At 57.0% G+C, this 14,478-nt stretch carries 12 protein-coding genes; 3 read left to right on the top strand and 9 right to left on the bottom strand.

Annotation, left to right across the window (positions count from 1 at the left end; translation table 11 throughout):
• Window positions 1-44: 44 nt before the first annotated feature.
• The 3 genes from ACR0M3_RS09185 (at window position 45) to speB (ending at window position 4,200) form a co-directional block, all read left to right on the top strand.
• Entirely contained in the window at window positions 45-1,574 is a 1,530-nt protein-coding gene (locus ACR0M3_RS09185; protein ID WP_480910386.1) for an acyl-CoA dehydrogenase family protein, read from the top strand.
• 69 nt (window positions 1,575-1,643) lie between these two features.
• A complete protein-coding gene (locus ACR0M3_RS09180; RefSeq protein ID WP_480910384.1) occupies window positions 1,644-2,933 on the top strand; it encodes a flavin-dependent oxidoreductase in 1,290 nt (429 codons plus the stop codon).
• Between the two features lie 289 nt (window positions 2,934-3,222).
• Window positions 3,223-4,200 (top strand): agmatinase, encoded by a 978-nt coding sequence (speB, locus tag ACR0M3_RS09175; RefSeq protein WP_480910382.1) that lies wholly within the window; start codon window positions 3,223-3,225, stop codon window positions 4,198-4,200.
• 30 nt (window positions 4,201-4,230) lie between these two features.
• Here the strand turns inward: speB and ACR0M3_RS09170 are convergent, their stop codons facing one another.
• The 9 genes from ACR0M3_RS09170 to ACR0M3_RS09130 form a co-directional block, all read right to left on the bottom strand.
• Window positions 4,231-5,451: an aminopeptidase P family protein gene (locus tag ACR0M3_RS09170; RefSeq protein WP_480910381.1), complete on the bottom strand. Its 1,221-nt coding sequence runs from the start codon at window positions 5,449-5,451 to the stop codon at window positions 4,231-4,233.
• Between the two features lie 162 nt (window positions 5,452-5,613).
• On the bottom strand, window positions 5,614-6,825 hold the full coding sequence (locus ACR0M3_RS09165) for an ABC transporter permease (protein WP_480537517.1): 1,212 nt from the start codon (window positions 6,823-6,825) through the stop codon (window positions 5,614-5,616).
• A 5-nt stretch (window positions 6,826-6,830) separates the two neighbouring features.
• The gene (locus ACR0M3_RS09160) at window positions 6,831-8,105 is read right to left on the bottom strand and encodes an ABC transporter permease (protein ID WP_209504364.1); all 1,275 of its coding nucleotides are present in this window, start codon (window positions 8,103-8,105) and stop codon (window positions 6,831-6,833) included.
• Window positions 8,106-8,175: 70 nt separating this feature from the next.
• Window positions 8,176-9,267, bottom strand: coding sequence for an extracellular solute-binding protein (locus ACR0M3_RS09155; RefSeq protein ID WP_480481704.1), 1,092 nt, complete (start codon window positions 9,265-9,267; stop codon window positions 8,176-8,178).
• 103 nt (window positions 9,268-9,370) lie between these two features.
• Entirely contained in the window at window positions 9,371-10,471 is a 1,101-nt protein-coding gene (locus ACR0M3_RS09150; protein WP_480486135.1) for an ABC transporter ATP-binding protein, read from the bottom strand.
• 139 nt (window positions 10,472-10,610) lie between these two features.
• Complete coding sequence (locus tag ACR0M3_RS09145) at window positions 10,611-11,318, bottom strand: maleate cis-trans isomerase family protein (protein ID WP_480910379.1); 708 nt, start codon at window positions 11,316-11,318, stop codon at window positions 10,611-10,613.
• Window positions 11,315-12,460, bottom strand: a complete 1,146-nt coding sequence (locus ACR0M3_RS09140) for a M24 family metallopeptidase (protein WP_480910378.1) — start codon at window positions 12,458-12,460, stop codon at window positions 11,315-11,317. Before ACR0M3_RS09140 ends, ACR0M3_RS09145 begins: the two co-directional genes overlap by 4 nt.
• Entirely contained in the window at window positions 12,457-13,500 is a 1,044-nt protein-coding gene (locus ACR0M3_RS09135; protein WP_480910375.1) for a pyridoxal-phosphate dependent enzyme, read from the bottom strand. The genes ACR0M3_RS09140 and ACR0M3_RS09135 overlap by 4 nt, the downstream gene beginning before the upstream one ends.
• 69 nt (window positions 13,501-13,569) lie before the next feature.
• Window positions 13,570-14,442: a LysR family transcriptional regulator gene (locus tag ACR0M3_RS09130; protein WP_480481714.1), complete on the bottom strand. Its 873-nt coding sequence runs from the start codon at window positions 14,440-14,442 to the stop codon at window positions 13,570-13,572.
• Window positions 14,443-14,478: the final 36 nt, after the last annotated feature.

The following is a 14,478-nucleotide window of genomic DNA, read 5'->3' as shown; positions in this document are numbered from 1 at the left end:
CGCGTCGTGACCGCCGAACTTACCAGCTGTCGGGTGATATGATCATGAAGCCATTCGAAGCCCCGCTTACGGACATCTTATTCACGTTGAACCACGTAGCCCGGGCTGCCGAGCTTCCAGACTGGGACGCTGACCTGGCTGGTGAGATCGGCGAACATTTTGCCGCCTTCGCACAAGGTGAAATTGCCCCGCTGGACGAGCCGGGAGACAGGCAGGGATGCACGCTGGAAAACGGTCGCGTATCCATGCCGGCTGGCTTTGCCCAAGTTTATGCCACGTATTCGGAACAGGGCTGGCCCTCTCTCACCGTGCCTGAGGAATATGGCGGTCAAGGGCTTGGAGCCTTGATGCTGGCCATCACGTCCGAGGTTTTTTCGGGCGCAAACCACAGCCTTCAGATGGTTACGGGGTTGGTTCCGGGCGCGGTGCGTACCTTGTTGCGCTTTGGCACAGAGGATCAGCAATACCGGTACATTCCGTCTCTGGCCTCGGGTGAAACTCTGGCCACCATGTGCCTGACCGAACCCGGGGCCGGATCTGACCTTTCACGCGTGCGCTGCCGGGCGGAACCTGCCGAGGATGGCTGGAAGGTCACGGGCGGAAAAATCTTTATCTCTGGCGGTGACCAGGACATGAGCGATCACATCCTGCATCTTGTGCTTGCGCGCACGTCCGATGACGGCGTCAGAGGTTTATCGCTGTTTCTATGCCCCAGCTCCTGCACAGACGGCAGCCGCAACCAAGCTACCGTAACGCGCATCGAGGAAAAGATGGGCCTGCATGCCTCGCCCACGTGCCAGCTGGCATTTGATGGTGCCAAAGCCGAATTGATTGGGGCCGAGGGTGAAGGCCTGATGGCCATGTTCACCATGATGAACCACGCCCGGCTTGATGTCGCCCTGCAGGGCGTCGCGCACGCCGCGCGGGCCTATGACATTGCCAGTGATTATGCCAGTGAAAGGGTGCAGGGACGCAATGCCGACGGTCAACCGGCGAAACTGGATCAGCATGCCGACATCCGCCGAATGCTGGATCAAATCGACTGGCTGGCAATGAGTAGCCGCAGTCTTGCACATCTTGCATTTGTCACCATGGAACGGGCTACGTCACCTGACCTGGTTGATTTTCTGACCCCGGTTGCCAAGGTCTATTGCACCGAAGCCGGTATCAAGGCCGCCGAATTGGGTATGCAGGTACTGGGCGGCTATGGCTATTTGCGCGAATACCGGCTGGAGCAGACCTATCGTGATGCCCGAATTACCTCGATTTACGAAGGGGCCAACGGCATACACGCGCGTATGCTGGCAACACGTCTGGCCGCAGGGCCTGCGGGCGACGCCTTTGCCGAATTTGTTTCACAAGAAGCCGAGCATTGGACATGCAATGCGATTTCGGACGCACTGAACACTTGGCAATCCGCTCGCCGAAAGCTGAAACAGGGTGACAGCGCGGCGATGGCGCATGGGTTCATGCAAACGACGATTGATACCGCTCTGATCTGCCTACGGGCGCGGCTGCGCAACGCCGCGAGCCTTCATCCATCCCCGAAACGGATCAAACGCATTTGCGGTTGAGGCTTGATCCACACGCGCCGATTATCGACAACCAATTCCCGCCACCAATCGGACTGAAAGGCACACAACATGACAGATCCAAAAGTGCTTATCGCGGGTGGTGGAATTGCCGGGTTGTCACTGGCACTGACACTGCATCAGATTGGCATCGACTGCACCGTCTTTGAAAGCGTTCGGCAACTGCGCCCGCTGGGTGTCGGAATAAACCTGCAACCCAACGCCGTGCGCGAGTTGTACGATCTGGGTTTCACGGCTCAGGATCTGGACGGGTTCGGCGTCCCTGCGCAGGAATGGGCGCTTGTCGGGTTGAACGGGCGCGAGATTTACTCGGAACCGCGCGGAACTTTCGCCGGTTACAACTGGCCGCAATACGCAGTACATCGCGGCGCGTTTCACATGGCGCTTTACAAGCGGTTTGTCGAACGCGCAGGCCCGGATGCCGTACGCCTTGGCGCTCGGGCCACTGGGTACCAGATCAATGCGGATGGGACGGTTACAGTGCGGCTGCAAACTGACGAGGGGGCTATCCGCGAAACCGGTGCCATTCTGATCGGCGCCGACGGTATCCATTCAGCCCTCCGCGCCCAAATGCATCCAAGCCAACCTCCGATCCATTGGGGAGGTGCCGTCATGTGGCGCGGCACAACACTGGCAAAGCCTGTGCGCACGGGTTCCTCCTTTGTCGGACTGGGTACGCATAAGAAACGAATGGTGATCTACCCGATCTCGCACCCCGACCCCGAAACCGGCTTGGCGCTGATAAACTGGATTGCCGAAGTCACCCACGATGACCCGGCCGCGCATGCGGCAACCGGATGGTTCCGGCAGGTTGAGGCCAAGGATTTTGCGCATCATTTTGACGGATGGACCTATGATTGGCTGGATGTTCCAGCTCTGATCCGCGGTGCGGGTGTGACATATGAAAACCCAATGATCGACCGCGATCCGGTTGAAACGTGGGTTGACGGGCCGGTTGCCTTGATCGGAGACGCCGCCCACCCGATGTACCCCACCGGTTCGAATGGGGCCAGCCAGGCGATCATGGACGCCCGCGTTTTGGGGGCCAGCTTGCTCAAGCATGGCGTGGGTCCAACCGCGCTGGCGGCTTATGATGACACGCTGTGCGGGCCGGTTTCAAACCTTGTCCTTCGCAATCGGGGTGCCGGGCCTTTTGGCCTGTTGAATTTGGTCAACGACCGCTGTGCCGGTGTGTTCGACGATATTGAAACGGTCATTCCCTTGGCTGAAAGAGCCAGTTTCATGGCCAAATACAAAGCTGCCGCCGGTTTCGCGCGTGACGCCCTGAACAGCGCACCGCCAACGATTGCGCCCGGCTCGCAACTTGTGCGGCAGGCATGATGTAAAAGCCTTCGGGGATTGAACATCTGCACCCATGAAAACACCGCTTCGCCGGACCTGTGTATCGCCCGCAAAATCACTCGCTGCCGTGAACGATTTTGCGGTACCCCAGCTTGCCCCTCTGAATTTTCGTTTGTGGCGAAACGACCAACAGCTAAACGGAAAGAATGCACCGGATCAGACCTGTCTGAACGCCAGACATGGTTTGATCGAAGAAAATTAATTTCATTGCACCGCCTTCTCATGTTCAATTGCACGCAAGGCGGCATGACCAGCGAAAGGATTGATAATGCAGGATCATGGATATGCGTCAGGACGACTGAACCTACCTTTCGTTGGAATATCGACCTTTGGAAAATCTCCGTATGTCGAGGATTGGGATAATATTGATGCGGATGTTTGTGTCCTTGGTGCCCCCTTTGATTTCGGCACGCAATGGCGCGCCGGGGCAAGGTTCGGACCTCGGGCCGTGCGCGAGGCTTCGACCCTGTTCAGTTTTGGACATGCCGGTGCCTATGACCACGAAGACGACGCAACCTATCTGGACAGTTCCGTGCGTATCGTGGATTTGGGGGATGCGGATATCGTCCACACAAAGACCGAGGTCAGCCACGAAAACATCGCCTATGGTGTTCGCAAAATCCTGACCGCCGGGGCGCTGCCGCTTGTGATCGGCGGCGATCACTCTGTCAACATTCCCTGCATTTCCGCGTTTGAAGATGATTGTGCACAGAACGGCCCGATCCACGTGGTTCAAATCGATGCGCATCTGGATTTCGTGGACGAGCGTCACGGTGTCACCAATGGCCACGGCAACCCCATGCGGCGGGCAATCGAGAAAGACTATGTCTCAGGGATGACCCAATTGGGCATTCGAAACGTCTCGTCAACCGCCAAGGAAGGATACGAGGACGCACGCGCACGTGGATCAGACATCCTGTCCGTGCGTCAGGCGAGAAAGCTGGGAACCGGGGGCGTTCTTGAACGCATCCCCGAAGGTGCTCGGTATTATGTGACAATAGATATCGACGCCTTTTGCCCCTCTATCGCGGCGGGGACCGGGACGCCAAGCCATGGGGGATTTTTGTATTATGACGTTCTGGAAATCCTTCAGGGCCTCGCTAAACGCGGCAATGTCGTCGGCATCGACCTTGTCGAAGTGGCACCAGCCTATGACCCCAGCGAAAGCACGCAGATTTTGGCCGCGCAGCTATTGTTGAATTTCCTGGGTTTTATCTTTCACGAACGCGCCGGTCGCGAAAAATGAAGGGGGAGCGTTTGCTCCCCCTTCTTTGTATCAGGCATCGATGATGTTGTGGCCGGGCCCATATGGGAAGCCGGTGATGTTCTCGGCCCCGTCTTCGCCCACCACCAGAATATCATGCTCGCGGTAGCCCCCTGCACCGGGTTGCCCTTCGGGGATCCACAGCATGGGCTCGATTGAAACGACCATGCCAGGTTCCAGCACGGTGTCGATATCCTCGCGCAGTTCCAGACCGGCCTCACGCCCGTAATAGTGGCTGAGAATGCCGAACGAATGGCCATACCCGAACGAGCGGTATTGCAGCAGCCCCTCATCGGCAAAGAAACGGTTGATCTCGGCGGTGATGCCTGAACAGGTCGCACCGGGTTTGATCAGGCTCAGGCCCAGTTCATGGGCCGCCACATTGGCCTTCCAAAGGCGCAGGCTGTCAGCGTCCGGCTCACCCAGAAACAGGGTACGTTCCAGCGCGGTGTAATAGCCCGAGATCATCGGGAAAGTGTTCAGCGACAGGATATCGCCTTTTTGCAGAGCGCGTTTTGTAACCGGGTTATGTGCGCCATCGGTGTTCAGCCCGGACTGGAACCAAACCCAGGTGTCGCGATATTCGGCGTCTGGATAAGCGCGCGCGATTTCCTCTTCCATTGCGTCACGGCCCGCCATGGCAATCTCGATCTCAGTTGCGCCTTCACGGATGGCGGCATGGATCGCCGCCCCGCCAACATCCGCGGTGCGTGCCCCACCCTTGATCAATTCAATCTCTTCAGCGGATTTGACCATGCGCGCGGTCATTGTATCCGACGCGATGTCTACCAGCTCGGGGGTACCCAGCATCCGCAGGGCAGTGTCGCGAGCGGCCAGCGTCATGTGGTCGCCTTCAATGCCGATCCGCTTGGCGTTGCCGATCAGACTTGCAACCGCACGCCAATAGTTGTCGCGCCTCCAGTCAGTATAAATCACGTTGTCTTCGACCGACCGGCGCCACGGTTGCCCGGCGTCGATGTTGGCCGAAACGGTGGTGCAGGCCTCTTGGGTGACCACGCAGCCATACGGACGGCCAAAGGAACAATACAGAAAGCCCGAGTAGTAGGCGATATTTTGCATTGATGTCAGCAGAACCGCAGGAATATCACGTGCGGCCATAATGCTGCGAAGCCTCCTGAGACGGCGATCATACTCACCCTTGCTGAACGGCAAAGGCGCTTTGTCACCATTGTGACAGGTAAAGAATTCGGGGCGTTTTGTTGTGTCGGTCATCACTTGGTCTCTCATCTTTGCCGGGCGACAAATCCCGGCCACATGTCCCGGCGTTCAGGACAGGCGGTCTCGGGGTCCGAGAGCCGATCATCCCCTTAAACGCCGCGACGCCATCGCAGCGGAGATGAACACGAGAATCGTTAGATCAGACAGAATGCTCCGTCAAGCGGGTGAAAGCCCCCGCAAACGTTCGGACCGACGACGCAGCAACTCAACCGTGGTCAGTAACGCAATCGACAGAACCACAAGGATCGTCGCAACCGCCAGAATGGTCGGGCTAATCTGTTCCCGCAGGCCCGTGAACATCTGCCACGGCAGAGTCTTCTGACTGGCCGAGCCCACGAACAGAACCACCACAACTTCGTCGAACGAGGTGATGAAGGCGAACAGACCACCCGAAATCACACCCGGCAGGATCAGCGGCATCTGGATCTTGAAGAAGGTCCGCACCGGCCCTGCCCCCATGTTGGCAGCCGCACGCGTCAGTGAACGATCAAAGCTCACAAGCGTGGCGGTCACAGTGATGATCACGAACGGGATACCCAGTACGGCGTGCGCCAGGATGACTTTCAGATAGCCCACAAAGTTCTTGTTCATGCCCAGGGTCCCTTCAAGGAACCGACCGATATCGCTGTAGAAAAAGAACATGCCAGTGGCCGAGATGATCAGCGGAACGATCATCGGCGAAATCAGGATTCCCATGATAGCACGGCGGCCGGGGACGTGGCTCTGGCTGAGGCCAATGGCCGCCAAGGTGCCAAGCGAGACCGAGATGATTGTGGCAATCGGGGCAATGATCAGCGAGTTCTTGAAGCTGCGTTGCCATTCATTGTTGGTAAAGAAATCGCGGTAGTGCTTCAGCGAATACCCTTCAGGGTCAAGCCGCAACATCTCGGGCGTGAAGGTAAAAAAGTCCTGTGCGTTGAACGACAGCGGCAAGACCACAAGGATCGGTGTGATCAGGAAGACAAAGATTGCACCGCAGATCACCCGGAACAGGTAGTGGTAAAACACCTGCTGCGCGGTCAGGTACGGCAACAGCTTGCGCCGGTATCGCCCTTCGTACAACCAATAAGTAAACCAGGCGAAGAACCAGCCCCCCAGCAGGCCAAGTACTCCCCCCATTGGGCCGGACATCAAAAAGCCCGCGATGCCAAAGCCGAGGATATTGATCCAGCGGGCCAACTGCTCATTCTTTAGAATGTTGATGTAAGTCCATGCCAGTCCGGCAATCACGATGGCACCGCCCACGATCCCTAGCAGGACCGAGCCGTTTCCGGCGCCGACAAAGATACCAGCGAACGCTCCGGCCAATGCAACGCTGGGCAGAACCATCGACATAGGTTTACGGGATATCGGAGTAAGTGCGGCCATGTCGATTATCCCAGCTTCACGTTATCAATGCCCACGATCTTGTCGTAGACCCAGTAGAGCAGCAGAACGACCGCCAGAAGTATCGTTCCCAGCGCCGCCGCCAGTCCCCAGTTCAGTGAGGACGAGATGTGATAGGCGATCCGGTTCGAGATGAAGACACCTTTGGTACCGCCCACGATTTCAGGCGTGATGTAGTAGCCAATCGCCAAAATGAACACGAGGATTGAACCCGCGCCGATACCCGGAATGGATTGAGGGAAGTAGATGCGCCAGAACGTCGTCCAGTTGGTCGCACCCATGGATTTCGCGGCACGCGTGTAGGATTCCGGAATGGTCTGCATCACCGAATACATGGGCAGGATCATGAATGGCAGCAGGATATGCGTCATTGCGGTGATCGTACCGATCTGGTTATTGATGATCACCAGTCGCGCATCGTCAGCCACTAACCCCAGCCAGACCAGCGTTTCGTTGATCACGCCTTGCTGTTGCAGCATCACCTTCCACGCCGACGTCCGCACCAACAGTGACGTCCAGAACGGCAGAAGCACAAGGATCATCAGCAGATTTGAGACACGCATCGGCAACGTCGCCAGCAAATAGCTGACCGGATAAGCCAGCAGGATACAGGCACCCGTTATTACCAGAGACATAAACAGCGTTCGACCGAACAGCTTAACAAGGATTTGCTTGTCTTCGGGTTGTGCCTGCGCGCCGTCGGGGGTTCTGCGCATATCTACCGCGTTCAGAAAATACCCGTTGGTGATCTTCGGCGAATGGGTTTTGATCACGCGCCACGTTTGTGTATCGCCCCATCCGTCGTGAATATCTATTAGTTGCTCTTTAAACGGACCATCCGTTTCAGGATCCAGTTTCTTGATCTGACGACCTGACTTGCGGAACATCGAAGACATACCGGTTTCTTCGTAGTTCAAACGCGAACCAAGCCGTGTGTGCTCTTTATTGTCAATCGCAACAATCATGTCCCGCACAAAGGCATCATACACGCCCTCGCCCGGCAATTCTCCAGACTGTTCATCCCAGTTTTGAAGCGCCTCGACGGTAAGAGGCAGAGTGTCAGAGACGATGTTGTTTTCTACTGAACGGAATAGCATCGCAGCTATTGGAACAATAAAGGAAAACAGAACGAACAGAAGCAAAGGAGCGATCAACAGCAAGGCACGCAGCTTTTGCCGCCGCAACGAGCGTGCCAGCGATAGCTTGAGCGGTGTTCCATCCGCTGCCAGCATGGGTCCGGCATTTTGGCTTGCGTCAGTCATTGGAGCCCCTTGGATCTGTCTTGGTTCAGGGGCGGCGCACCGCCCCCGACTGTGTCATGAAATCAGACGCTTATTGCGCCAGCCACGCCTGGAATTTGGCGTCGATGTCATCACGGTAATCCGCCCAGAACTCGTAGTTGTACAAGAACGTGTTCTTGGCGTTTTCCGGATCGGTCGGCATATGCGGGGCCATGTCGATCCCCAGATCGGCGTGCTGACCTACCAGCGGAGCCGACGAGGCGCGGGCCGGACCGTACGAGATGTACTTGGCCTGATCCGCCAGACGCTGAGTGTCGGTTGCGAACATGATATAGTCCAGCGCGCGCTGCTTGCGCTCATCGCTCAGACCGGCAGGAATGATCCAGCCGTCCAGATCGAACACCTGCGCGTCCCACAACATTGCAACCGGCTGTTTCTGCTCTTCAATCACGCTGAACAGACGGCCGTTATAGGTCGATCCCATGATGACTTCGCCGTCAGCCAGCAGTTGTGGCGTGTCCGCACCGGCAGACCACCAGACAACGCTGTCTTTGATGGTGCCCAGCTTGGCCAAGGCCTGATCCTGACCTTCCGACGTCGCCAGAACGTCATAGACATCATCCTTGGCGACACCGTCACACAACAGCGCCCATTCCATGTTGTTGATCGGACGCTTCTCCAGCGAACGTTTGCCCGGATAGGTTTCCAGATCGAACACTGCGCAGATGTCGGTCGGCGGGGTGTCACCAACCAGATCAGTGCGGTAGCCGAATGTGGTCGAATAGACGATCTGCGGGATAAAGCAGTCGCTGACCAGCAGGTCGCCGAAATCCTCAGAGGCGGGCGTGCCATCCGGAGCTGCGGCCAACTGGCTGTCGAAATCGATCTCAAGCGCCAGACCTTCGTCGCAAAGACGGATCGCGTCAGCGGCTACAACATCTACCACATCCCATGTGATGTTGCCCGCTTCGTTCATTGCGCGCAGTTTGGCAACGGCTTCGGCCGAGCTGTCATCGTTCAGAATGGTGATGCCGGTCTTTTCCGAATAGGGCTCGTGATACGCCTTCAACTGCGACTTTGAATAGGCACCGCCCCAGGAAACGATGGTCATCTCCTCGGCTGAAACAGTGCCCGCAGCCGTCGCAATCGCAGCCGCAGTGAGCATGATCTTGGTTGGTTTCATGTGTTACTCCCAGTTCATCCCGTTTTATGTGGTGGTCAGCCGATGCACGGGTTTTCACCGGCCGGTCCCTCAGCTTAACCGCGCTTGTCCCGCGCGGTTTGGTCTATGCGTCGAGCGCACGACAATCCTGTGCCAGCCAGCCGATCTCGATCTCTTGACCTGGGGTCAGGCGTACGGCGTCAGGCGCATTTCGAGTTTTGGCGATGAATTCGTTGTTTCCGGCAACGGACATGCGGAACCGGAATACGTCGCCCATGTAAATGAACTCTTCGACCCTTGCTTTCAAAGTATGCGCGTCAGCATGCAGTCGGTCTTTGTTGAATTCCACACGTTCAGGGCGGATCGAAACTTTGGTCCGGTCGCCTGCGCTGTGGACGTTGATCGGAACCGCGTCGATTTCCGAGCCATCATCCAGACGTACGACGCAAGTGTCGCCGTCAATTGATTTAACAACACCTTCCAACGTGTTGTTTTCACCAATGAATTGCGCGACAAAACTGTTTTCCGGCTCTTCGTAAAGCTGATCAGGCGGCGCCAGCTGTTGAATGCGGCCGTCATCAAATACAGCCACCCGATCTGACATGGTCAGCGCTTCGGTCTGGTCGTGGGTCACGTAGACTGTTGTGATCCCAAGCTCATGGGCCAGACGCGTGATTTCGAACTGCATATGTTCACGCAGCTGCTTGTCCAATGCCCCCAATGGCTCGTCCATCAAGACCAGTTCGGGTTCGAATACCAAGGCACGAGCCAGAGCAATCCGCTGTTGTTGCCCGCCCGACAGCTGAGCAGGACGTCGGCCACCAAAGGCGCCCATCTGAACCATATCCAGTGCGCGCTTGACCTTTTCATCCCGCTCCGACTTGCCCAGTTTACGGACTTCCAGTGGAAACGACAGGTTTTCGGCCACCGTCATATGCGGGAACAAAGCGTAGTTCTGAAAAACCATGCCAATACCGCGCTTGTGCGGCGGGATATTGTTGATGGGCTTGCCGCCCAGGAGGATTTCACCATGCGTGGCGGTTTCAAATCCGGCGAGCATCATAAGGCAAGTCGTCTTGCCCGAGCCTGACGGCCCAAGCATTGTTAGAAACTCACCTTTGGGCATTGCAAGGTTTAGGTCTTTTACGACGAGGTTCTCGCCGTCATAAGACTTCTGTACGCGTTGGAATTCGACAAACGCGGCGTCGTTCATTGTATCGGCCACAAGACCCCCTGTTACGTCAAATGATTATCCGTCTTCTGCGGATTTCATTGATCTGTAGCCGTTAGTTAAGACCAAGCGATGTTCACATTGCAACAGTGAATTCCGGTTTTGTTGTACAATATCCGGACATAATATCTCATCAGGTCTCGTTCAGAACACGCATGTGCCACGCAAGACTTTGATTACTCGACAAAACTGGCTTGCCAATCCGTGCGCGTATCTCGGGAATAGCCTTTTGCGTGCGAAGGTTTGTGCAACTCAGAAAAACCGCATCAACCGACGGGTCCGAGCCCAGTTTCGTGGCGGCGTCGATGACGGATTGCACCGAAATCCGAACAACTTTGGCCTCTTCTGATTCCCCGAATGTCCCAAAAACATCCATCTCCACTCCGCCTTGGGCAAAGGCCCGGCGCAGGGGAAGGTTTACCTCTTCAATATAGGGCGACAGCAGCGCGAATTTCGAAACGCCCAGGTGTCGCGCACAGGCCGTTGCCGCACGCAAAGGGTTTGTAACCTCGGCGGTCTGGCATGTTTGTTTGACAAGTTCTGCTACGCGGTCGGACCCGATAACCGAGCTTGCAGACGTGCATCCGTACCCGACAACGCGATAAGGTCGCGCACTGGGTAGCAATGCGGCGGCGGCTGGCAGCGCCTTCTCCATTTCCGCAAGGCTTTCCGTCGTCACCTCGATCCCGCTGGGAATTCGCGTCACGTAGATTGGATACTTGTGGTCCGAAAAATACGAACTGAACTCAGGCTCCAACGTTTCATCTGTCTGCAACACGATCAGACCAAGCGGGGTGGCCTTGGGATCGTCTTCATCAAGAGCGTAATGGATCCGGGTCATATCTCGATCACCTCTGGCCCTATGCGTGGGCTTAGAAAACGTGGGGTGCCTTCGGTGATGACAATGTTTTCTTCATGGACAAGTATTTTTGTACCAACGGCGATGCCCGGCTCCAACGTCAAAACCATGCCGGGTTCCAGCATGGTCTGGTCTGCCGGGATAAGGGACGGCCACTCTGTCAGTGACATCCCCAACCCATGACCCAACCGCCCCGCATCTGTGCCTTCCGCCTCTTTGGTCAGAACCGTGTTCATGGCATGAAACAAATCCGAGGCAGTAGCACCGGGCCGTGCGATCTCGAGCGCGGCATCCGAGGCTTCTACCAGTCTGGCGTGCGCTGATCTCACCTCGGGCCGGGCTGGGCCGACGGACCAATTGCGATCAAAATCACAGAAGTAGCCATCCCAAACCAGACCTGTATCCAGCATAAGCACGTCGCCAGGTTCCAACGGCGCCGAAGTTGCAGGTGATATTACATCACTGTAACCGCCCTGCTCTGCCCCGCCTGCAAGATACGGCACCCAATCGGCCTCTTCCTCAAGGCAGAGCATCTGGAACCGGCGAAAAACCATGTCCAAAGGCACTCCTGCGCGGGCAACCTCGGGCACGCGGGCGAACGCGCGTCCAGCGATATCGCAGGCGGTTTGGATCTTCGTAATTTCAGCCTCGGATTTGATCATGCGCAACCGGCGCAGGATACTCTGATCACCGGTAATGCGACGCGAACCGAGAGCGCCGCGCAAGCGTTCAATGTCCGCCATGGGCATCCGCACGTGTGTCTCATGACCATCCGGCACCCCGATATTGCCCGAAACGGGCGTCAGTTCGGCCAGGACGTCGGCCAGAAGCGAGATACCGTCGTCTTGCAAGTCGGGCGCACTCCAGGTTCGGATGTCATCGATCCAGGTCTGCCCCATGAGCGCGGCCCCGATCGAAGGGATCACGGCCACCGGTTTGCCCGTGGCCGGTACCACCAGAAACCATGGCCGGGTTGGGCTTTCCCAAAATCGGGTCAGATAGCCGGTAAAGTAGCGCACATCAGTTTCTGTCGTCAGCAGCAGCGCCGATATATCCGCGGCTCGCATCAGCTCCTGCGCGCGTTTGGTGCGCGCCTCGAATTCTGCCTGATCGAACCCCCTCATTCCGCGATCTCCGACAGAAAGCACAAAACGCGTGAGTGTTCGTCGATCCCTATGGCTTTCCGTGCGGTTTCGTTCATCACCGCCGCAAGGCCTGCCCCGCCGGACGCCGTGGTGGCCAGCCCGGCATTTGCCATCGCGTCAAGCTTTGCCGTCACATCGTCGTCTGACAGGGTCAGGAACAGGTCTGCGTCGCGAGCCAATCCGTTTAACGCGATCAACGATGGTTCCTTGCAGTCCAGACGCCCCATGATGCTGCCAGGGCCATCCGCGAAAACACATTTTCCGGCGGCTATGCTGGCCTGCAACGCGGGTGCCGCTTCGGGTTCAACCACAACGATCTTCGGTGCGTCGCCCCAGATTTGTCGTGCATAGGCAGCAACGGCACCGGCCAGCCCGCCCACGCCTGCCTGCAACAGAATATGTGTCGGAACCTCGGGACACTGCCTGACTGCCTCTGCCGCCATTTGCAGATAGCCTTCCATAAGCGTCCATGGCAGGTCATAATATCCTTCCCACGAACTGTCCGATAGCAATATCCAACCGTTTTCGTCGGCAGCCATTCTCGCGGCCTCCATGCTGGCGGCATAGTCAGCACCACTTCGAACAACTTCGGCTTTTTGGCCTTTCAGACGTTCCGCAAAGGTTTCGGGCACAGTTTCAGCAATGTAAACAACAGCTTTCGCACCGAAAATTCTGGCGCCAGCCGCAACACTCATGCCGTGGTTCCCGGCGCTGGCGGTCACATAGGTTGCGCCTGCCAGAGTTTGTTCACCCGGCTCACCTGTCCTCTCGGCCGCATGACGCGCAATTACATAGGCCGCCCCTAAAGCTTTGAACGAACCAAGGTTCATCCGCGCCCGCTCATCCTTCACCCAAAGCTGGGCTACAGGGGCCAGTTTCCCAACATCCACCAATGGCGTTTCTTTCGCGACAGGGCACTGAGAAAGCAAATCTTCAACACGGGCAGCATTTGTAGAAGGATACGGCGCAGACGGTGCAAGCTTTTGGCCCGCCCGATGTGGATTGGTGATGACCTGCATACTTCTCCCCTGAGTTTAGGCCCGTTGACGTGATCCCATCGGTGGAACACTGTCAACCAACGTCTGACGTCAATCAGGGACGTTGACGGTATTCGAGGCCTGTTCTGCAACCAACGCCAACAGCCAGTCGTGAAACAGCCGGGCAGCCGGATTGGCAGCGTTGGACGAAAGGTAGTACCCTTCGTTGCTGTCCACCGAACATTCATGCACGCGTACGACCAGACCCGCGGCAATCGCATGGGTCGTCAGTAATTCGCTGACCAAGGCGACACCGCTACCATGAACGGCCAGTTGCAGGGCCATCCCAAATGTATCGACAAAAACACCGGGTTGGCGGCGCAAGCCCTGTTTTTCAAACCATGTGCCCCACCCACTTGATGTCCCGACAGCCTCGATCAGCGGCAGGTCAAACACGTCTCCTGCGACTGCCGGGGATTTCACAGCAACCAGCCGGTCAGGTATCAGTCGGACAGCGCCATGCCCTACCTGTTTCTTTGACCCGAACCGAACCTGAACATCAGCGTGAGACGCGTGGAAATCATCGGGCCAGATCGCACTGAGAAGCCGAACGCGAACTTCAGGATGGCGTCTGGTAAAATCTGACAGGTATGGGGCAATAACCCAATGGGCGATGCTAACAGACGTGGCGACAGTCAAGATGTCTCCGGAGGCACTGGCGTCCACGCGCCCGGCAGCCGCGGCAAGTGCTTCAAGCGCGCTGCCAACCTCGGGCAATAGTTTACGCCCCGCATCCGTCAGCGCCAAGCTTCTGGGGTGCCTCACAAAAAGAGCTGTCCCCAAACGCATTTCGAGCGATTTCACCTGCTGACTGACCGCCGATTGCGTCAACCCAATCTCTTCGGCAGCCGCCGTAAAACTAAGCGTTCGTGCAGCCGCCTCGAAGGATCGGAACCAGGTCAGTGGTGGAAGAGATTTACCCATTAGATCAAGCTGTCCATTAGTCTTTTTAATGGCAAA

This window comes from Ruegeria sp. O5, from assembly GCF_056535105.1.
Note: the sequence above shows the minus strand (reverse complement) of the source record. Positions and strands in the feature narration are given on the sequence as shown.

Excerpts from the sequence above, each read along its gene's own strand:
- ACR0M3_RS09160 (WP_209504364.1), bottom strand. The coding sequence starts at position 8,105 with ATGACTGACGCAAGCCAAAATGCCGGACCCATGCTGGCAGCGGATGGA.
- ACR0M3_RS09165 (WP_480537517.1), bottom strand. The coding sequence starts at position 6,825 with ATGGCCGCACTTACTCCGATATCCCGTAAACCTATGTCGATGGTTCTG.
- ACR0M3_RS09185 (WP_480910386.1), top strand. The coding sequence starts at position 45 with ATGAAGCCATTCGAAGCCCCGCTTACGGACATCTTATTCACGTTGAAC.
- ACR0M3_RS09130 (WP_480481714.1), bottom strand. The coding sequence starts at position 14,442 with ATGGGTAAATCTCTTCCACCACTGACCTGGTTCCGATCCTTCGAGGCG.
- ACR0M3_RS09180 (WP_480910384.1), top strand. The coding sequence starts at position 1,644 with ATGACAGATCCAAAAGTGCTTATCGCGGGTGGTGGAATTGCCGGGTTG.
- ACR0M3_RS09140 (WP_480910378.1), bottom strand. The coding sequence starts at position 12,460 with ATGAGGGGGTTCGATCAGGCAGAATTCGAGGCGCGCACCAAACGCGCG.
- ACR0M3_RS09145 (WP_480910379.1), bottom strand. The coding sequence starts at position 11,318 with ATGACCCGGATCCATTACGCTCTTGATGAAGACGATCCCAAGGCCACC.
- ACR0M3_RS09155 (WP_480481704.1), bottom strand. The coding sequence starts at position 9,267 with ATGAAACCAACCAAGATCATGCTCACTGCGGCTGCGATTGCGACGGCT.
- speB (WP_480910382.1), top strand. The coding sequence starts at position 3,223 with ATGCAGGATCATGGATATGCGTCAGGACGACTGAACCTACCTTTCGTT.
- ACR0M3_RS09135 (WP_480910375.1), bottom strand. The coding sequence starts at position 13,500 with ATGCAGGTCATCACCAATCCACATCGGGCGGGCCAAAAGCTTGCACCG.
- ACR0M3_RS09170 (WP_480910381.1), bottom strand. The coding sequence starts at position 5,451 with ATGACCGACACAACAAAACGCCCCGAATTCTTTACCTGTCACAATGGT.